The organism is Capillibacterium thermochitinicola, assembly GCF_013664685.1.
GTDB lineage: Bacteria > Bacillota > UBA4882 > UBA10575 > UBA10575 > Capillibacterium > Capillibacterium thermochitinicola.
Genome location: NZ_JAAKDE010000002.1, coordinates 64,715 through 84,340 on the forward strand (window position 1 = coordinate 64,715; position 19,626 = coordinate 84,340).

A 19,626-nucleotide genomic window follows, 5' to 3' on the forward strand; every position below is an offset into this window, starting at 1 on the left:
CCACCGGCCATTTTAATAAAAAACAAAGGAGGAATTATGGATGAAAAAAGGTTTACGGCTACTTCTAGTGCTTCTGTTGATGGTTGGACTGTTAGTGAACGTGAGCAGCACTTTGGCCAAGGAGAATTTCAGAGTCGCTTATATCGCCAGAGCGCAGGCGGATTCGTTCGCAGCATGGCTGGCCAACTCGATCCTGGAAGAAGCAAAGAAGTATGACCACATCACCGTACGGGTCTTTGACGGACAAGCCGACAGCGCCAAGGAAAATGCTTTGATTGAGAACGCAATTGTCAGCGGGTATGATCTCATCATCGTTCAACCGCACGATGGCGAAGCCCAACGTCCATATGCGGAGAAGGTTGTCCAAGCCGGAATTCATCTGATCACGACCAATGCCCGGATTGAAGGTATTGAAGGCGGGTCTTCCGTGGATGCCGATCCGTATATGCAGGCGGCGGTGGTTGCCCAGTTAGCTTTGAAACAAGTGCCCAGGAACGCGAAAGTGGTGGTCTTGAACGGGCCGGCCGGAAACTTCCATTCGATTGCGCGCCGGAAAGCTTGGGAAGAAGAGTTCTTTAAGAAACGTCGGGATGTAAAGATTGTCGGCGAGCAGATTGCCAACTGGAACAAAGAAGAAGCCATGCGGTATATGGAGGACTGGGTACAGGCCCACGGGAAAATTGACGCCATTATCTCTATGAACGACAACATGGCCGCCGGTGCTTTGGAAGTGGTGAAGGACGATCCGGTCAACAAGAAAATACTGGCCTATGGCGTCGACGGTACCGCAGAAGCCTGCTTGCTGATCAAAGAGGGCAGAATGACCGCGACCACCCTGCAAAACGCCTATGAACTGGCCGAAAGAATTCTCTGGGCTTCGGATCTGTTACTCAGGGGCCAGGTGATCGAGATCCATACCGATATCGGCAATCCGGTCATTACCAAAGATAATGTTGATCAATATATTGCCATGCACAAACGGGCAGGGAATCTATAAGCCTAGATCAGCCTAAACCAGTGCCAAGCTGGTAGCGCCCAAAACCAAACAACATACTATATGCGGTCATCCTGTTGACCGCATATAGTATGTTTTAAAAGTTTGAGAGAAAAACGACGAGGAGGAGGTTCGGAAAGATGAAAGCAGCCTTGATGACGGAACCGGGGAAACTCTCGATTGTTGAACGGGAAATGCCACAGATCAAAGAGAACGAAGTATTAGTCAAAATCGAGCATGTCGGTGTTTGCGGGTCGGACTTGCACTATTATGAATACGGGCGCATCGGTAATTTTGTTGTTGAAAAACCGATTGTTTTAGGTCATGAAGCCGCCGGAAGAGTGGTCGAAACGGGTAAAAATGTGAAGACATTGCGAAAAGGTGACCTGGTGGCTTTGGAACCGGGAATAACCTGCGGTAAATGTGAATTCTGTAAAACCGGCCGGTATAATTTATGCCCGGATGTTGAGTTTTTGGCAACGCCACCGTATGATGGCGCTTTTGTTGAATATATTGCCTACCCCGAAGATATGTGTTTCAAACTGCCGCCGGAGATGGACACGATGGAAGGGGCATTGATTGAACCGCTGGCGGTCGGTTTTCATACGGCCAACCAGGCCAATGCGCAGATCGGTGAAAGTGCTGTTATTTTAGGTGCGGGCTGTATCGGTCTGGTCATTTTAATGTCCTTATTGGCAAGAGGCCTGCGCGAGGTCTATATTACAGATATAATCGACCTCAGATTGAAAAAGGCGGAAGAGATCGGGGCGAAAAAATGTATCAACGCCCGGGAAAGCAAAGTCGTGGAAGAAATTATGAAGCTGACGGATAACAAAGGAGTCGATATTGTTATTGATGCGGCCGGCAGTAAAATCACGACGCAACAGACGGTTGATTTGGTAAAAAGAGGCGGCCGCATCATCCTGGTCGGGATGGCGGCCAATCCGGTAATTGAGTATGACTTTGGCAAGTTACAGGCGAAAGAAGCCGTCTTGAACACCGTTTTCCGGTACCGGAACATCTATCCGGCGGCGATTAAAGCAGTGGGCGAGAAGATGATCGATGTCAAACAGATTGTGACGGACGTGTTTGGTTTTTCGGAGATTAAAAAAGCGTTGGAATACAACATTGTAAACAAAGAAAAGACCGTGAAAGTAGTTATTGATATGAACAAATAAAATAAAGTGATTCGGGATTAGAAAGGAGCTTTTTAAACTTGATAAGCCTACCTTGGGAAAGGTAGGCTTTTTGGTTTGCTTTTTGACTTTGTGGGGGTTCTTTACGATCTTCCGCTAATGACGAAAAGATACTTCAAAAATGAGATTAAAAAATTGGAGTAAACATGGAGGTAAACACAATCGAATATTCCGAAAAATCGAGGTATAAAAGGTAAAATGCTAATGTTATGTTCAATATAGCTCCAAAAAATTTTTTATAAAATTGGAGGTTTTCTCCAAAGCAAGGCGAACTTCTTTAACGGGGTGATCGTTGATGACCGTTTTATCGGATCGGGAGATCAAAAACCCGCACGGTACTTTCGTGAAGACGCGGTTTCTTCTTCCCTCCTTGACAAAAGCCGAGAAGAAGGTTGCCGTCTTCCTTTTGGAAAAACCGGATTTGGTTTTGGGATTGACCTTAGCCGAGTTTGCCGAAGCCGCTGGAAGCAGTCAAGCATCGGTCTTGAGGTTTTGCCAAAAATTGGGGTTGGAAGGTTTTTCTGAACTAAAACTTCATCTTACGAAAGAACTAAGTGTTAAACAGCCCGACGTGACCAGTCAGGAAGTGAGTCTGGATGATAGCTTTGCGGAGATCATGGAGAAGGTGTTCCTGATTAATATTCAAACGTTACAAGACACGCTGGCGCTTAATGCACAGAACTGTGAGGAAGCTTTAAATGCATTATTAACCGCCTCCCGCGTCATCTTTTTCGGGATGGGTGACGCCATAATCCCTTGTTATTTTGCCGACATCAAATTCAAGCGTTTGGGCATTAACAGTCAAGTCCACAGCGATCCGGATCTGCAACTGACCATGGCGAGTTTGCTTGAACCTGGTGATGTGGCGTTTGCGGTCTCCCATTCTGGGCGCAGCCGGACCATTGTGGAAGCGATGCGGCTGGCCAAGGAACGGAAAGCCACGACCATCAGCATTACCAAATATGAGAAGTCACCCTTAACGAAAGTCAGTGACATTACGATTTTTACGGCTACGGTCGACACGACCCTTGGGAAAGAGATTATTGCCCGGCGGGTGGCGGAGCAAGCAATTTTAGAAAGTTTGTATTTGGGCTTGTTGGCAAAAAAACGACAACAATACGAGAAAAATCTAAAAATAACAACGGAGGTCATTAAATTCAATAAGCTTTGAGCTTAAACGGAGCAGGTTTTTATAAAAAACTTTATTTGGAGGTTACAACTTGGCATGAAACGCTCATTTCGCGACGCCCTCAGAGAAAGTTTGTTAATACTCGGTCAGGAGTATCCGGCGATGGTTGTTGTTACCCCGGATTTAGCAAAATCTTTGCGGATCACGGATTTTAAGCAAACCTTTCCGGACCGGTTTATCACAGTTGGAGTCAGCGAGGCGGATATGATCGGGGTGGCCGCCGGGCTGGCGACGACCGGATTAATTCCGGTTGCCGCCGCTTTTGCCATGTTTGCGGTGGAGAAACCGTTTGAACAGATCCGGAATGCCATCGCCTATCCCAACCTTAACGTTAAGATCGTCGCCACCCATGGCGGAATCGGGGTCGGTCCGGATGGCGCCACCCATCAGGCCATCGAAGACCTTGCAATCATGAGAACTTTACCCAATTTTACGGTTCTGGTCGCGGCTGATGCGTGCGAAACAAAGACCGCGTTAAAAGCCGCCCTTGAACATAAGGGACCTGTTTATTTGCGGTTGGGCCGGGATGAGGCCGAAGTCGTCTATCGGGAGGAAAAAGCGTTCATCATCGGCCAGGCCGACTTGCTGACGAACGGGAATGATGTCTCGATTGTCGCCTGCGGGACGATGGTGGCCAAAGCTTTGCAAGCGGCGGAGGAGTTAAGAAAGGTGAATCTAAAGGCCCGGGTCATCAATATGCATTGCCTGAAACCCCTGGATGAAGCGATTCTCTTGCAAGCGGCGGAGGAAACCGGATGCTTGGTTACGGTTGAAGACCACACCCGGATCGGGGGCTTGGGCGGGGCCGTTGCCGAGCTGTTGGTCAGGAAGTGTCCGGTTCCCGTCGAACAGGTGGCGCTTGACGACCAATTCGGCGAATCCGGGGAGGCGGAAGACCTTTTTCAAAAGTATGGCCTGACGGTTTCCCGGATCGTTTCTGCCGCGCAAAAGGTTATGTTGCGGAAGTCTATGTAAACGAAGGGAGGGGGAAAGATGGCAAACAACGGATTGGAAATCCAGCAGCTCCAAACTAAAGCCAGACAGATTAGGCGGGATATTCTGGAGATGGTTTACCGGCGACAATCGGGGCATTTGGGTGGCTCTTTCTCCATCGTCGAAATGCTGGTTGCTCTGTATTATAAGGTAATGCGGATTGACCCGGCCGACCCAGGGTGGGAAGGGAGAGACCGTTTTATTCTGTCCAAGGGACATTGCGCTCCGGCTCTGTATGCCGTCCTTGCCGACTTGGGTTACTTCCCCAAAGAATATTTGACCACTTCATTCCGTTGCGTCAACGGAATCCTCCAGGGGCATCCCGACCTGAAAAAAACCCCCGGTGTTGACATGTCCTCCGGTTCCCTGGGGATCGGCTTGTCCGTGGCTTGTGGCATGGCGTTCGGGGGTCGCATTAAAGGCCAAGATTTCCGGGTCTTTGTCGTCATCGGGGACGGGGAGACCAACGAGGGGCAGATCTGGGAGGCGGCCAAAACCGCCGCCCATCACCGGCTGGACAAAATAACGGCCTTGATTGATCTGAACGGCTTACAAAACGATGGCCCGACGGCCCAGGAGATGTCCATGGAACCAATGGCGGCCAAATGGCGCTCGTTCAACTGGCATGTGGTCGAAATTGACGGACACAGTTTCCCGCAGATCCTGGATGCGCTTAACCAGGCTGAACAATGGGCCGGTCAGCCGACGGCGATCCTTTGCCGGACCGTGAAAGGGAAAGGGGTTTCCTTTATGGAAAACCAGATCAAATTTCACGGGACCCCGCCCAACGACGAAGAGTACCAAAAGGCCCTGGTGGAGCTTTTGTGAATAGATGCGGTCAGGCAGCTTGGGATGCCGGCTGTTCTTGCCGGCTGCTCTGCCCAATTGCAGCGGAAAAGGAGGAGGACGATCGTGGGGAAATATTTAATCGGGACCGATATCGGTACCTCGGGCACCAAGTCAGTGATGGTCGATCTTAACGGCAAAGTAATGGCCTCTTCGTTGGTGGAGTATCAGGTCTTGACGCCCCAAGCTTTATGGGCTGAACAATGGCCTGATGTCTGGGTTGATGCTACGGTAAAGACGATCAAAGCTGTTTTGGCGGAGGCAAAAGTCAATCCTGCCGAGGTGGGGGGGGATTGCCATCAGTGGCTTGTACGGCGGAACCGGGGTACCCTGTGACGAAAACATGGATCCGGTCCGCCCCTGTATAATTTGGATGGATCGCCGGGCGACCGAAGAGAGCCGCTGGGTGGAAGTGCAGATCGGCTTGGACCGGTTGTTCCGGATCACAGGTAATGGCTTTGACCCTTACTTTGGTTTTACGAAGATCCTGTGGATCAAAAAACACGAACCGCAAAACTGGGCACGGATTAAACTGTTTTTACCGCCCAATGCTTATGTGATTTATAAGCTGACCGGCGAGGTGGCGATCGATTATTCCTCCGCCGGAAATCTGGGCGGGATCTTTGATCTGAAGACCCGGAACTGGTCGGAGGAATTAATGAAGGATTTGGGTATTCCCAAGACGATGATGCCGGCGCGGATTGTCGACGCCAGAACGGTAATCGGCGGCCTGAACCGGATGTTCAGTGAAGAATTGGGGCTCCCAACCGGCCTGCCGGTCCTGGGCGGCGGAATTGATTGCATTGTGGCGACGCTCAGTGCGGGTGTGCTTGAGCCCAACCAACACGTGGCCGTAATCGGAACCTCGATCAATTGGGGGGTCGTCCACGAGCAGTTCCCGACCAACCGCACCTTGGTGACCATGCCTTATATCAAAGATCCGTTGACGAAGAATTATACTTATGGCGGCGCTTCGACAGCCGGCGCTTTGCCCCGTTGGTTCCGGGATAACTTTGCGGAGTTGGAAAAAGAAAAGGAGAAACAAGGGGCGAAGAGCGCCTATGCCGCCCTTGACGACTTGGCGGCGGAAATTAAGCCGGGCAGCGAAGGGCTGCTTGTCCTTCCTTATTTTATGGGCGAACGCAGTCCGATTTGGGACACGAATGCGCAGGGGACGATCTTTGGTCTGACTCTGTCCCATACGAAAGCCCATGTTTACCGGGCAATCTTGGAAGCGGTGGCTTATTCCTTGCGTCATATTATGGAGACCAGTGACGCCGGGGTCAAATCCGGTGATCAATGCGTCCTCGTCGGCGGGGTGACGAAGTCGAAACTATGGAAACAGATCTTTGCCGATGTTACCGGGTTGACGATCGTCAGTCCGAGCAGAAATATCGAAGCACCGTTGGGGGACGCTTTGCTGGCCGGTGTGGGCACGGGTCTCTTGAAGGATTATTCCGTCATCAAGGAATGGGTAAGTTTTGATGACCGTTCTGAGCCGAACGAACGAAATTACCAACTTTACTCCCAATATTTCGCCCAATATAAAAACCTCTACCCGGTGCTGGCGAACAACATGAAAGCCCTTGCCGAGCTAAGAAAAGCCGTGGGATGAATGTTTGTCGTGATTTTTCTTGAACAATCTGTTCAAGAAGGTACAACATTTGAGGGTGGTCACCACAATATTAGCAAAAAATTAATCTCCCATGTTATAATAGGTTCCAGGAGGGAATCTAATGTACGCGGCGGAACGGTTGGCAAAGATAAAAAGAATCATTAGGGAAAAAAAGCGAATTGATGTCGCAACTCTCAGCAAACTATTGGCGGTCTCGGAGGTGACCATCCGCCGGGACTTGCTTAAATTGGAAGAAGAGGGTTATATTGTCAAGACCTATGGGGGAGCTGTCTTACAAGAGTTAGTTGATGAAAGCCCCAAAAGCGAGATGCCCGGCTTTAATCTGGACGATGATCCTTATTTGGCCGAAAAGGAGCAGATCGGGAAGATCGCCGCCAACTTAGTGCAGGACTATCAGATCATTTTTCTCGGACCGGGAACAACCTGTTACCAAATTGCCGCGAACCTTGTCCAGAAAAGGAACCTAACGATTGTCACCAATAATTTGTACGTTATTTCTTTATTGCAAAAATCGCCGACCATCAAGGTGATTGCTGTCGGCGGCGAGGTCAATTATGGGCGAAACTGCCTGGTTGGTCCAATCGCGCAGGATTGTTTAAAACATTTGCACACCAATATTAGTTTTGTTACAGTGGACGGGATAAACCTGGACCGGGGATATACTTTGAATGATTTTGCCGTGATTGACATAATTAAGACGATCAAGTTTAACTCGGATGAAATGGTTTTGGTGGCTGACTACAGCAAGTTTGACAAAATTGCCCTTACCTCTATCGGTGACTTAAAGTATTTTAATAAAGTCATTACCAACAGCCGGATCCCGGCGGAGTATAAAAACTACTTTTTTGAGAACTGTATTGGGGTTTATACAACCATCGAAATCGAATCATAACCAAGGATGTGATGGTAGTGGTTGGCCCAAAACTGGAACTGGTGAATATCACGAAAAGGTTAGGGGAGGATCTGGTTCTGCGGGGGATCAATATCAGTATTGCCCCCGGAACGATTCATGTCATAACCGGGGAAAACGGCGCCGGGAAATCCACCTTAGCCCAGATCATGGGCGGCGTTTATCAACCGGATCACGGCGATTTAATCATGGATGGGGAAAAAGTCAGGTTTCGGGAACCGGCCGATGCTCGGGCGTATGGAATTTACATGATCCACCAGGATTGTATTCTCATTGAGCAGATGAACGTGGCCGAGAATTTGTTCCTCAACCAGGAACCCCGGGAAAGTTCGTGGTTGGGGCGATTCCGGATCAATCACAAGCAATTATATGAAGAGGCGAACAAATTATTATCGCTGTTACCGGTCAAGATCAATGCCCATCAACCCGTCCATAAACTGGGGTTGGCCCAAAAGCGGTTGATTGAAATCTTACGGGCTTATCACCAGAACCCGCGGGTTTTAATCCTGGATGAGCCGTCCACCTCGTTAAACCGAACCGAGGCTGAACTACTTTATAATTTAATCAAGGAGTTGCAACAAAGAGGAGTCACCATTGTTTATTTCACCAGTCTACCGGAGGAAGTCTTTGCCTTGGGGGATCAGGTTTCGGTTCTAAAGGACGGGGCTCATATCGGTACTTTTCCGGTCAAAGAGATACAGTACAACCGGTTGTTAACCTATATCGCCGGCGCGGATTATAAGGAGCGTTACCCGAAATTGCGCGTCCAACGGGGCGCCGAGATTTTGCAGGTGGAAAATCTAGTCAGCGACGATATTTTAGATCAGATCTCTTTTTCGCTGCACCGGGGAGAGATTCTTGGCTTGACGGGGAGCGCCGGTTCCGGCCGGACCAATTTGGCCCGGATCTTGTACGGGCTGGGCAAAGTTTCGTCGGGGGCGATTTACTTAGACGGTTACCGGATAACCTTCAATAATGCCCGGGATGCCATTAAGGCGGGCATTTGTTTTATTACCGAAGACCGGGAACAGGAAGGGATCTTTCCTTTATTGAACATAAAAGAGAATATCACCATCTCCAATTTGGCGCGGTTATGGAATGGCCTTTTCCTGAGCCGGCACCGGGAAGAGAGAATTGCCGAGTTTTACAAACTTGAGCTGGGCATCACCAAAACCGGTTCGGAAACCAAAGCTTGCAATCTGAGCGGCGGGATGAAACAAAAGCTGCTTTTGGCCCGCTGGCTCTACAAAAACAGCCGGATCTTTATCCTGGACGAGCCCACCAAAGGGGTCGATCTCGCTTCGAAGATCGATATTTATAACATTCTTAATACGCTGGTCTTGGAGGGGGCGGCGATTTTACTGATCTCTTCCGATTTAAATGAGTTGTTGGGGATGAGTGACCGGATTATCGTGCTCAACAAAGGGAAAATCGTGGCCGACCTGGTTAACACACCGGATTTATCGCAGCAAAAGTTGCTTGATTATATGACGCAATAAGCAATTAACCAGACACAGGTAACAGAAAAAACAAAGATCAGGTTTCGTTTGTGATAACAAAAATCACAGACGAAACTTTTTTTATTTTTTAGAAGGAATTCGTGCACAATGTGTCGTAATTTTACAATTAAGAAACGACGTTGTCGAAAATCTTTAATTTGAAGGGGGTGGTCGATGATCAAACTGTTCAAATTGATCCAAAAGCAGTACATATTTTAAGGAGGGAAATGAATTGACGAAAAAAAATCTAATTGGTCTCACGTTACTGTTGGTGCTGCTCGTAACCGCTACCGTAGGTGCTTATGTTAAAATCGATGGTAATCCTTATCAAGCTTCGTTGATTAAACCGATCAAGAAAACCCTCAATTTTGTATTCATCCCGAAGACCGTTCACCCCTGGTATGAAGAGGTCAAAGACGGTGTGAATTACGCCATCAGAGAATTTGAGAAGCAAGGGATCAAGATCAACGTTACGTGGGATGCGCCGCCGGTTCCCGATATTTCGACCCAGATCAGCAAGTTTGAATCCCATATGGCCCGGCGCCCGGATGGAATCGCCATTGCCTGCGTCGATCCCCCGACCAACGCCCAGGTCATTAACGAAGCGGTCAAAGCCGGCATTAACGTAATAACCTTTGATAACGATTCTCCCGAAAGCTTACGTTTGGCTTATGTCGGTCATAACAAGGACTACGAAGACGGTTTTGAGTTAGGGGAATATTTGGCGAAAAAGATCGGTTATAAGGGTGAAGTCGCGGTGTTGACTGGGACGCCGACTGCCCCGAACCACGTAGGGCGGACGAAAGGTTTCCTGGCAGCGATGGCAAAATACCCCGACATTAAAGTTGTAGCGCAAAGAGCCGACAACGACGTGTTGGATAAAGCGGTTGAAATTGCCGAGAGTATTTTGCAGGCCTATCCCAATATCAAAGGTTTCTTCGGCTGCAATGCTTCCAACCCGATTGGGATTGCCCGGGCGGTTAAAGATGCGGGCAAAGCCGGGAAAATCTGCATCGTCGGTATGGATGACCTGGATGAAACAGTGCAGTTCATGAGAGAAGGCGTTATTGACGCCGTTAAAGTGCAAAGACAATGGGAGCAAGGGTACTGGAGCGTAAAATACCTGGTCGCGCTGAACGAAGGACACACCATTCCGAAGGAACACCCGACCGGCTCCCGGATCATGACCAAAGCCGATCTTAAATAGGTTTTAGCACAACACCATTCTACCGGCGATTTCGCCGGTAGAATGGTATTAAAAGGGTGCAGGGGAAGGAAGTGAAGACAATTAATACCAAGACTGTGCTTGAGGTAAAGAAAATCTCCAAACATTTTCCGGGGGTCCAGGCGCTAAAAGAAGTTAGTCTTTCCTTGCGCGAAGGCGAGGTCCATGCGGTAATTGGCGAAAACGGGGCGGGGAAAAGCACCTTGATGAAAATAATCTTCGGTTTACTCCAACCGGATGCCGGCGAAATATACTGGAACGGCCGGCGGGTGGTCATTGACAGTCCAATTGCTGCGCAACGTTTGGGCATCGGGATTGTTCCCCAGGAACTTAACCTGGTTCCCCAGTTGACGGTGGCGGAAAACATTTTGTTGGGCGTGGAGCCGAGGAAAAGGTTTGGCCTGATCGATTGGAATAAAATGCGCAAGGATGCGGCCGCCATTTTGGAAACGGTCGGGGAGATTATCGATATAAAAAGAACAACGGCGGAATTGAGCGTGGCGCAACAGCAGATTGTTCAAATTGCCAGAGCGCTGGCCTTTGGCGCCCGGGTTCTGATCTATGATGAACCGACCGCCAGTTTAACACAGAAAGAAACAGAAGGACTCTTTAAGATCATTAATAGTTTTATCGAAAACAAAGGGTCAGTCTTTTACATTTCCCACCGGTTGGAAGAAATACTACGGATTGCACACCGGATTACGGTTTTACGCGACGGTTGTTATATCACGGAACTTAATCCCAAACAGACTACTACCGACGAGATGGTCCGCTACATGGTGGGCCGGGAGATCAAAAAAGCAAAACGCACCGCCCGGAGGTTTGATGAAGCGAAAACGCCGGTCCTTGAAGTGGAAAATTTGGCCAGGCGGGGTGAGTTTAGCGGAATCAGTTTTCGGTTATACCCGGGAGAAATATTAGGTATCGCTGGGTTGGTCGGGGCCGGCCGGACGGAACTGGTCCGGTGTATCTTTGGCGAAACGCAACCCGATGAAGGAACAATCAAGATCGGCCAGAAAGAAATCAAACACCCTACGCCGGCGAAAAGCATAAGAAACGGGGTTGGTTTCCTGCCGGAAGAACGGCGTAAGTTGGGATTATTCCCTGTCCTCCCGGTCAGCCAGAACATGACCATGTCAACGTTGAAGAAATATAAAAAGTGGGGACGGATTAATCAACGGCAAGAGCTTGTTGATGTCAATAAATACATTGAGGAATTAAAGATCAAAACGCCCCATCCCCGGCAACTGGTGAAGAATTTGAGCGGGGGTAATCAACAGAAAGTAATTCTGGCCCGTTGGATGCTGACCGGTTGTAAGATTTTAATTTTGGATGAACCCACCCGCGGGATCGATGTCGGGGCGAAAGCGGAGATCTTTCAATTGTTACAAGAGATGGTGGCACTGGATTATGCGGTGGTCCTGATCTCTTCGGAATTGCAAGAAGTGATTGACTATGCGGACCGGATCTTGATCATGCATGAAGGTCGTTTAAAAGGGGAAGTTAAGGGAACTGAGACCACCCAAGAAGAGATTATGCGCATCGCCTTAAGCTAAAAAAGCAGAGGAGGAATGACTTTGTCGAAGATGACCGAGCAAATATGGAAGAAGCTAAAATTTAGGGAAAGCGGAATTATTCTGGCCCTGCTCATTATGTGTCTGGGTTTGACGCTGGCCACACCCAGTTTTTTAACTGCCTTTAACTTGGGAATGGTGATTCGTCAGGTCTCATTTACGGCCATTCTCGCGTTGGGCCAAACTTTGGTCTTGATCAGCGGGGGGATTGATCTTTCCGTCGGGGCGATTGCCGGGTTAAGTGCGATTGTCGGGACGATGATGATGACCGCGACGGGGATCGACCCTTATCTTTGCGCCTTCCTGGCCGGCCTGTTCGGGTTGTTTTGCGGGCTGCTTAATGGTTTATTAATTGCTAAAATCGGTTTGAACCCGTTCATTGCCACCCTGGGGACGGGGGAGGTTTATTACGGTTTGATTTTGGTGTTGACGAAGGGTTACCCGGTTTTGGGGCTGCCCAAAAAATTCATGTGGTTGGGGCAAGGCATGGTTGGCGTGGTCCCGGTGCCGGTGATCATCATGATTCTGGTCGCTTTGGTCGTGGCGTATGTTCTTAAGAATACGCCGTTCGGGCGTTATGTCTATGCGATCGGCGGCAATGAAGCGGCGGCCAATTTGGTCGGGATTAAAGTCCCCAAGATTAAAATCAGCGTCTATGCCATCTCCGGATTTTTGGCGGCTTTGTCCGGGATGCTTTATGCCAGCCGGATGGCAGGCGGGCAACCGACGACAGGGCAAACTTGGGTGATGCCGTCCGTGACCGCGGCAATTATTGGCGGGACCTCGCTGTCCGGTGGCGAGGGAACCATCTTGGGAACGATGGTGGGCGCGATTTTAATGGGTGTGCTGACCAACGGGATTGTTCTACTTAATATTTCCTCCTACTGGGAGCGGGTCATTATCGGGATCGTGGTGATTTTGGCCGTGATCATCGATATTCTCCGCAATAATAAGGAGAACAGTCCACTGGCGTTCATTAAGAAAATCTTTGCCAAGTAGTTGGGGCCTCGGTTGGGTAGAGGCACAAGGAGAGGTAATTATAATTAATTAATTATTCTGCGGTTTCCGATCCAAGGTTGGCGAGAAGGGAGATGCGGTGATGGGCGGTTATTTGTTGGGGATCGATTACGGGACCGGTGGCGCCAAAGCTTGTATCACCGATACCGAATTAAACATTCTTGCGTATGCCTTTCGCGAATATCCAATCATTATCAATAAACCGGGCTGGTCCGAACACGACCCCGTGCTCTACTGGACACTTACCTGCGAGCTGGTTAAGGAGTGCCTCCAAAAAGCGTGCATTTCGCCCAAGGAGATCCTTGGGATTGGCACCTCTTCGGCGCTGCCTTGTCTGGTAATGGTCGATCAAAACCATCAACCCATCAATCTGGCCTACAACCTGATGGATCGCCGGGCCACGAAAGAAGTCGAGTGGTTGCAAGAGAAAATCGGTGCCGACCGGATCTTTGCCCTGACGGGCAACCGGTTGGAAGACCACCCCTCCATCGTCAATCTTTTGTGGGAAAAGAACAACCGGCCGGAGTCGTACCGCAGAATTTATAAAGCCCTGACAATTGACGGCTTTATCCGGTTGAAATTGACGGCGCAAGCCACGACCAATTATTCGAACGCTTCGTTTTACGGCGTGGCCTATGACATTGTGCACAAAAGGTTTGATCATGATTTATTGGCGGAGATCGGCATTGACCCGGCGCTGCTGCCGGATAATTATCCGTGCGCGGCGATCATCGGGACGGTCACCGCAAAGGCCGCGGAGGAAACCGGCTTGGTTCCTGGTATTCCGGTGGCGGCCGGACAGGCGGATGCCTGTGCCGGCTGGGTCGGCGGGGGCGCGATCCAGGAAGGCGACATGCAGATGAACTTGGGGACCTGCGGTAATTTTGGCGTAATCCACCGTGATACCGATTTTATCGATACGATGATTGTTTGTCCGTATACGGTCGAACCGGAGCATACATATGTGACGATTCCGACGACCACCACCGGCGGGCAATTGATGCGGTATCTGCGGGACAATTTTTCCGCTTTGGAAAAGGCGATGGAAAAACTGACCCCGTCGCTCAATGCCTATGATTACCTCAATCTTGAGGCGGAACGAATTCCGCCGGGCAGCGAGGCGCTGATCGTTTTACCATATCTCATGGGCGAACGGACTCCTTTGTGGGATGTCGATGCGCGGGGAGTGGTTTTTGGGCTGTCGCTTTCACATAGCAAGGCCCATCTCATCAGGGCGATGATGGAGTCGGTGGCTTACGCCCTCTACCATTCGTATATGATCATCAAAGCGAAAGGGAAGAAGATTAATTATCCAATTGTTCTTAATGAAGGCGGCGCCAAAAGCAGACTTTGGCGCCGGATTATTACCGATGTGTTCGATCTCCCGACCGTCCTTGTCAAACAACGGGCTGGCGCGCCTTATGGCGATGCGATTCTGGCCGGGGTGGCGACGGGGATCTTTCCGGATTATGCCATTGCCAAGGAAAAAGCGGAGTATATTGAAGAAATGGAGCCGCTCCCGGAAAACCACGAGCGTTACATGGAGTTTTTCGCTTTATATTTAAAACTGTATCAACACTTGAAAGAGGATTTTAAAGAACTAACCAAATTACGGAAGAAATATTTTAGCTGAGGCGTGGACGGCTACCTTGCAGAAAAAAGGATGCTAAAGGTGATGTGGAGTGCAAGACAGGAAAATGACCCTTTCGGAATTGGCGCAAAAGGCCTTAGCGACCAGACGTGAAGTTTTGCGCATGATTTACCGGGCTGGAGCCGGGCATATCGGCGGGGCGCTTTCGGCGGTGGATTTGCTGGTGGTGTTGTTTTACGATATTATGAATTACCGCCCGGAGGAGCCGGATTGGCCCATGCGGGATCGGTTTATTTTAAGCAAAGGCCATAGTTGTGAAGGGTATTACGTGATTCTGGCCGACCGGGGTTACTTCCCCCGGGAAGAACTGACCAGTTTCATGAAGTACCAAAGCCGGTTGATGGGACATCCCCATCCGGAGATCCCCGGGGTGGAGATTGCCACCGGCTCTTTGGGGCACGGGCTATCGGTTGCCGTCGGGATGGCTTTGGCCGGCAAACGGGACCAACTACCGTACCGGGTTTACTGTCTCTTGGGCGATGGGGAACTGGCCGAAGGCTCAATTTGGGAGGCGGCCATGGCGGCCGCCCATTACGGGTTGGATAATCTAGTCTGCCTTATTGATTGCAACGGTCTACAGATCAGCGGCCCGACGAAGCAGGTCATGAACACCCAACCTTTGGCCGCCAAGTGGGAGGCTTTTGGCTGGGCGGTCCGGGCGATCGACGGGCACGATCTGCAACAAATCAGGCAGCACCTGAACCTAGTTCCTTTTAGCACCGGGCGTCCTTCTTTAGTGATCGCCCGAACCGTAAAGGGGAAAGGGATTTCCTTTATTGAGAATGATTACCACTGGCACCACCGGGTACCCACCAGTGAAGAATACGAACGGGCCATGCGGGAACTGGCAGGCCCCGGCCGACAGGGATTGGAGGATGATAGGTAATGGATCGTCCAAACCGTCGCGTCTTTACCGAGACTTTGTTGGCGTTAGCCAAAAACGACCGGCGTATTTTTGCGTTGGCCAGCGATTCGCGGGGAAGTGCCACTTTGAATGAGTTTGCGGCCACCTTACCGGATCAGTTTGTGGAAGTGGGAATCGCCGAACAGAATTTGGTGGGCATTGCCGCCGGGCTGGCGAAGTGCGGCAAGATTCCCTTTGTCTGTTCGCCCGCGTGTTTTCTTTCGATGCGCAGTATTGAACAGGTCAAAACCGATGTGGCCTATTCCGGGGCAAATGTCCGTTTAATCGGGATCAGTGGCGGGGTCAGCTATGGCGCGTTGGGCGGAACCCACCATTCCTTACAGGATTTGGCAGTCATGCAGGCGATCCCCGGGATGACGGTTCTTCTTCCGGCCGATAACCGGGAAACAGCCTTGCTCACCCAGGAACTGGTCGACTATCCCGGCCCGGTTTACATGCGTCTGGGGCGGGAAACGGCACCCCGGGTTTACGAAGATGATTACCGGCCAGCGATTGGGAAGGGTACTGAGCTCCTCTCCGGTTTTGATTTGACAATTGTGGCCGCTGGGGAGTTGGTCCGGTCCGCGCTGGATGCCGGCCATCTCCTGCGGAAAGAGGGCATCTCCTGCCGGGTGGTGGCGCTTAACACATTGAAACCGCTGGATACCGAGATCCTCTTGACTGCGGCGAAAGAAACAGGCGCCATTCTGACGGTGGAAGAACATAGTATTTACGGCGGGTTGGGGAGCCGGGTTGCCCAGTTCCTGGGTGAGTCCTGCCCGGTTCCTTTGAGTGTGGCCGGATTCCCGGATGAACCGTTGGTCACCGGCAGTCAGGAAGAGCTTTTCCGCCACTACCGTTTAGATGCGGCGGGTTTGGTGGAAAGGGCCAAAAAATTGTTCCGCCGCAAACAAGCGCCCCGGTTTTAGAGGATGAAAAGGTAAAGGGGGGAACGTGGTGGGCGCGAGTACCGATTTAATTCTTGTTTTGGATCAAGGGACCACCGGGAGCAAGGTGCTTTTGTTGGATAAAACTTGCCGGATTTGGGGCCGGGCTTACCAGGAAATAACGCAGCATTATCCCAAACCGGGCTGGGTCGAGCATGATCCGGAAGAGATCTGGACCGGGATGGTTGCTTTGATTGGCCAGGTTTTGTCCGGTATTGATGTTCGGCGCGTCAAAGCGTTGGCCTTGACCAACCAGCGGGAGACCATCGTGGTGTGGGATAAAACCACCGGAAAGCCTCTGGCACCGGCGGTCGTTTGGCAATGCCGCCGGTCGGTGGATATTTGCAAAGATCTGCTTGAAAAGGGGTATAACGATCTATTCCGGCGCAAGACCGGTTTAAAAATTGATCCCTATTTTTCCGGCACCAAAGTAAAATGGCTGCTGGATCAGGACCGTGGCTTAAGGGAAAAAGCGGCTAAAGGTCAGGTTTGTATCGGGACGATCGATTCCTGGTTGTTGTGGAACCTGACCGGTGGGAAAGTCTTTGCGACCGACTACTCCAACGCTTCCCGTACCCTTTACTACAATATTTATGAATGCCGGTGGGACCAGGAGTTATTGGCCATCCTGGGGATTCCTCCGGCGGCATTGCCCGAGGTTTATCCTTCTTCCTATCAGTACGGGACAACCGTGGCGGTCGGGCAACTGCCAGCCGGGGTACCGATCGCCGGGGTGATCGGCGATTCCCAGGCGGCTTTGTTTGGGGAGGCTTGTTTCCGGCCGGGCATGGCCAAAGCGACTTACGGCACGGGAACATCATTACTGATGTTCGTTGGAGAAGAGCCTGTTTCCCCGCCGGAAGGGTTGGTCGCTACGCTGGCCTGGGGCTTGGGGAACAAACCCGCCTATGCTTTAGAAGGTGTGATCAATATAACCGGCGCGACCATGCAGTGGTTACGGGATGGACTGGGGATTCTGGATGATGTGACCAAGAGTGCCGAGATTGCCCGGAGTCTTTCCGGTAATGACGGGGTTTTTTTGGTACCGGCTTTCGTCGGGTTAGGAGCTCCGTACTGGGATATGGATGCTCGCGGGTTAATCTGCGGCTTGACCAGAAGCACCACCCGGGCGCATCTCATCCGTGCCGGCCTCGAGTCAATTGCCTATCAAGTTTTCGATGCGGTTGAACTGATGCAAAAAAGCGGCATCAAGCTTGATTTTCTGCGCGCGGATGGTGCGGCCGCGGCCAATGAATTTCTCATGCAGTTTCAAGCCGATTTGTTAAACGTTGAGGTGTCGAGACCCGCGCTCCGCGAGGTGTCGGCTTTGGGCGCGGTTTATCTGGCCGGTCTGGCTGTTGGTTTGTGGCGGGATACCGGGGAGATCGCCGCGGCCTGGCAAGAAGAGAAAAGGTTCAAGCCGCAGATGGGTGAAGGCGAACGGGCTGAATTGATCCGCCAGTGGAAAGAGGCGGTACAAAGAGCGTTAAGTAGGAATTAAGATTAGAAAGAATGACGAGCAATGAAACGGATCTATATGGGAACTAACTTAAAAATGTACAAAAACAATCAGGAGACCGTGAGCTATTTAAAAGAGCTCAAAGAAAAAGTTGCTGCTTTCCGCTGTCCCGAACTGGAACTGTTCGTGATTCCCTCCTTCACCGCCCTGGCGGAGGCGGTCAAGGCTGCGGAAGGCGCGATCAAGATCGGCGCCCAGAACATGTACTGGGAGGATGCGGGAGAGTACACGGGGGAAATTTCCCCCAAGATGCTGAAAGCAATTGGCGTTGATTTGATCGAGATCGGCCATTCGGAACGCCGGCACAAGTTCGGCGAGACCAATTTTGATGCGAACCGGAAAGTTTTAGCGGCGCTGCGTTACGGGTTTACCCCGCTCCTTTGCATCGGTGAGACCGCGGTGGACAAAGAATACCGGGTCACCACCGAGTGCTTACGGGAACAGCTAAAGATCGGGCTCTACGGGGTAACCGGGGAACAAGCCCGCCACGTTTGGATTGCTTACGAACCCGTTTGGGCCATCGGGGTTGCCGGTAAACCGGCCACCCCGGAGTACGCCGACCGTTCACACCAGGTCATTAAGGAAACCTTGGCCGAGCTTTTCCCGGATTGTGGCCAGGAAATACCGGTTTTGTACGGCGGGAGCGTCAACAGTCAGAATGCGACCGGTCTCATGGAGCAACCGGCGATCGACGGCTTGTTTATCGGGCGGGCCGCCTGGGAAGCGGATAGTTTTGCCGCCATTATTAAACAAGTGCTTGCGGTGGCTCAAAAGAAGTCGGAGCTGACGCTTTTATGAAGGCGGTAATGACACTTAAATAAAGTTCATAAAGGAGAATGATTACGCGTGAAGACGGAGAGTTGTTACCGGAAAGATATTGTTGAAGTTGGGAAAAGGTTATATGCCAAAGGCCTCCTGGAGGGGGGCGGCGGCAACATGAGTATACGCATTGCGGAGAATGAGGTTCTGATTACCCCCTCCGGCATGTGTAAAGGAGTTTTAGAACCGGATCAACTGGTCAAAATCGACCTGGAGGGTAAGGTGATCGCGGCCCTTAAGGAATACGCCAAGCCCGCCCGGGACTACCGGATGCATTTGGGGTTGTATAAACGCCGCGCCGATATCAAAGCGATTGTCCATTCTCATCCGCCGGTGGCCACCGGGTTTGCCATCGCGGAATACCCGCTGGACGAAATTGCCGCCCCCGAGGTGATGTTTACCTTTAACCATATCGCCGTGACCGAATATGCTCTGCCGACGACGGAGGAGGTCCCGGTGGCGATTAATAAAGCCCTTGATAAGTATCCGACGGCGAACGCCATTATCCTGGCCAAACACGGCGCCATTACTGTCGGTGGTGATATTTGGGATGCCTATTATAAGATGGAAACCTTGGAGACCTATTTGAAATCCCTGGTCGTCGCCAAATTGTTGGGTGGGTTTAAACCCTTGAGCGCGGAACAGATCAAGAAGATCGAGGAATTGATGGGTGGTAAGCATTAAGTATTAATTGGGACGCATGAAGG

Annotated in this window: 18 protein-coding genes; all 18 read left to right on the forward strand. The window is 50.9% G+C overall.

The genetic code is table 11. The features are described 5' to 3' along the window. Window positions 1-40 precede the first annotated feature (40 nt). The 18 genes from G5B42_RS01120 (at window position 41) to G5B42_RS01200 (ending at window position 19,603) form a co-directional block, all read left to right on the forward strand. On the forward strand, window positions 41-997 hold the full coding sequence (locus G5B42_RS01120) for a sugar ABC transporter substrate-binding protein (RefSeq protein WP_181338602.1): 957 nt from the start codon (window positions 41-43) through the stop codon (window positions 995-997). Between the two features lie 137 nt (window positions 998-1,134). Beyond that, the gene (locus G5B42_RS01125; protein WP_181338603.1) at window positions 1,135-2,172 is read left to right on the forward strand and encodes an NAD(P)-dependent alcohol dehydrogenase; all 1,038 of its coding nucleotides are present in this window, start codon (window positions 1,135-1,137) and stop codon (window positions 2,170-2,172) included. 313 nt (window positions 2,173-2,485) lie between these two features. Continuing rightward, window positions 2,486-3,361: a MurR/RpiR family transcriptional regulator gene (locus G5B42_RS01130; RefSeq protein WP_181338604.1), complete on the forward strand. Its 876-nt coding sequence runs from the start codon at window positions 2,486-2,488 to the stop codon at window positions 3,359-3,361. A gap of 54 nt (window positions 3,362-3,415) precedes the next feature. After that, window positions 3,416-4,354 carry a transketolase family protein gene (locus tag G5B42_RS01135; RefSeq protein ID WP_181338605.1) on the forward strand — a complete coding sequence of 313 codons (939 nt, stop codon included), beginning with the start codon at window positions 3,416-3,418 and terminating at the stop codon, window positions 4,352-4,354. Window positions 4,355-4,372: 18 nt separating this feature from the next. Next, window positions 4,373-5,200 (forward strand): transketolase, encoded by an 828-nt coding sequence (locus G5B42_RS01140; RefSeq protein WP_181338606.1) that lies wholly within the window; start codon window positions 4,373-4,375, stop codon window positions 5,198-5,200. Window positions 5,201-5,284: 84 nt separating this feature from the next. Beyond that, window positions 5,285-5,554 (forward strand): FGGY family carbohydrate kinase, encoded by a 270-nt coding sequence (locus G5B42_RS12225; RefSeq protein WP_331274004.1) that lies wholly within the window; start codon window positions 5,285-5,287, stop codon window positions 5,552-5,554. Next, on the forward strand, window positions 5,526-6,833 hold the full coding sequence (locus G5B42_RS01145) for an FGGY-family carbohydrate kinase (protein WP_331274005.1): 1,308 nt from the start codon (window positions 5,526-5,528) through the stop codon (window positions 6,831-6,833). The genes G5B42_RS12225 and G5B42_RS01145 overlap by 29 nt, the downstream gene beginning before the upstream one ends. Window positions 6,834-6,954: 121 nt before the next feature. Further along, entirely contained in the window at window positions 6,955-7,746 is a 792-nt protein-coding gene (locus G5B42_RS01150; protein ID WP_181338607.1) for a DeoR/GlpR family DNA-binding transcription regulator, read from the forward strand. Window positions 7,747-7,763: 17 nt separating this feature from the next. After that, the gene (locus G5B42_RS01155; RefSeq protein ID WP_181338608.1) at window positions 7,764-9,263 is read left to right on the forward strand and encodes a sugar ABC transporter ATP-binding protein; all 1,500 of its coding nucleotides are present in this window, start codon (window positions 7,764-7,766) and stop codon (window positions 9,261-9,263) included. A gap of 232 nt (window positions 9,264-9,495) precedes the next feature. Next, window positions 9,496-10,470 (forward strand): substrate-binding domain-containing protein, encoded by a 975-nt coding sequence (locus tag G5B42_RS01160; RefSeq protein ID WP_181338609.1) that lies wholly within the window; start codon window positions 9,496-9,498, stop codon window positions 10,468-10,470. A gap of 71 nt (window positions 10,471-10,541) precedes the next feature. Then, window positions 10,542-12,044: a sugar ABC transporter ATP-binding protein gene (locus tag G5B42_RS12230; protein WP_181338610.1), complete on the forward strand. Its 1,503-nt coding sequence runs from the start codon at window positions 10,542-10,544 to the stop codon at window positions 12,042-12,044. Window positions 12,045-12,074: 30 nt separating this feature from the next. Continuing rightward, entirely contained in the window at window positions 12,075-13,061 is a 987-nt protein-coding gene (locus tag G5B42_RS01170; protein ID WP_407926892.1) for an ABC transporter permease, read from the forward strand. Between the two features lie 100 nt (window positions 13,062-13,161). Beyond that, entirely contained in the window at window positions 13,162-14,712 is a 1,551-nt protein-coding gene (locus tag G5B42_RS01175; protein WP_181338612.1) for an FGGY-family carbohydrate kinase, read from the forward strand. A 64-nt stretch (window positions 14,713-14,776) separates the two neighbouring features. After that, complete coding sequence (locus G5B42_RS01180; RefSeq protein WP_181338666.1) at window positions 14,777-15,616, forward strand: transketolase; 840 nt, start codon at window positions 14,777-14,779, stop codon at window positions 15,614-15,616. Then, window positions 15,616-16,563, forward strand: coding sequence for a transketolase family protein (locus G5B42_RS01185; RefSeq protein WP_181338614.1), 948 nt, complete (start codon window positions 15,616-15,618; stop codon window positions 16,561-16,563). Before G5B42_RS01180 ends, G5B42_RS01185 begins: the two co-directional genes overlap by 1 nt. Window positions 16,564-16,591: 28 nt before the next feature. Next, entirely contained in the window at window positions 16,592-18,082 is a 1,491-nt protein-coding gene (glpK, locus tag G5B42_RS01190) for a glycerol kinase GlpK (RefSeq protein WP_181338618.1), read from the forward strand. Between the two features lie 21 nt (window positions 18,083-18,103). Beyond that, the gene (locus G5B42_RS01195; RefSeq protein ID WP_181338620.1) at window positions 18,104-18,898 is read left to right on the forward strand and encodes a triose-phosphate isomerase; all 795 of its coding nucleotides are present in this window, start codon (window positions 18,104-18,106) and stop codon (window positions 18,896-18,898) included. 48 nt (window positions 18,899-18,946) lie between these two features. Beyond that, the gene (locus tag G5B42_RS01200; protein ID WP_181338621.1) at window positions 18,947-19,603 is read left to right on the forward strand and encodes a class II aldolase/adducin family protein; all 657 of its coding nucleotides are present in this window, start codon (window positions 18,947-18,949) and stop codon (window positions 19,601-19,603) included. Window positions 19,604-19,626: the final 23 nt, after the last annotated feature.

Bases quoted from the DNA above. Each gene is read 5' to 3' on its own strand.
- G5B42_RS01140 (WP_181338606.1), top strand. From the start codon at position 4,373: ATGGCAAACAACGGATTGGAAATCCAGCAGCTCCAAACTAAAGCCAGA.
- G5B42_RS01195 (WP_181338620.1), top strand. From the start codon at position 18,104: ATGAAACGGATCTATATGGGAACTAACTTAAAAATGTACAAAAACAAT.
- G5B42_RS01185 (WP_181338614.1), top strand. From the start codon at position 15,616: ATGGATCGTCCAAACCGTCGCGTCTTTACCGAGACTTTGTTGGCGTTA.
- G5B42_RS01170 (WP_407926892.1), top strand. From the start codon at position 12,075: ATGACCGAGCAAATATGGAAGAAGCTAAAATTTAGGGAAAGCGGAATT.
- G5B42_RS01125 (WP_181338603.1), top strand. From the start codon at position 1,135: ATGAAAGCAGCCTTGATGACGGAACCGGGGAAACTCTCGATTGTTGAA.
- G5B42_RS01120 (WP_181338602.1), top strand. From the start codon at position 41: ATGAAAAAAGGTTTACGGCTACTTCTAGTGCTTCTGTTGATGGTTGGA.
- G5B42_RS01180 (WP_181338666.1), top strand. From the start codon at position 14,777: ATGACCCTTTCGGAATTGGCGCAAAAGGCCTTAGCGACCAGACGTGAA.
- G5B42_RS01150 (WP_181338607.1), top strand. From the start codon at position 6,955: ATGTACGCGGCGGAACGGTTGGCAAAGATAAAAAGAATCATTAGGGAA.
- G5B42_RS01175 (WP_181338612.1), top strand. From the start codon at position 13,162: ATGGGCGGTTATTTGTTGGGGATCGATTACGGGACCGGTGGCGCCAAA.
- G5B42_RS01130 (WP_181338604.1), top strand. From the start codon at position 2,486: ATGACCGTTTTATCGGATCGGGAGATCAAAAACCCGCACGGTACTTTC.
- G5B42_RS01135 (WP_181338605.1), top strand. From the start codon at position 3,416: ATGAAACGCTCATTTCGCGACGCCCTCAGAGAAAGTTTGTTAATACTC.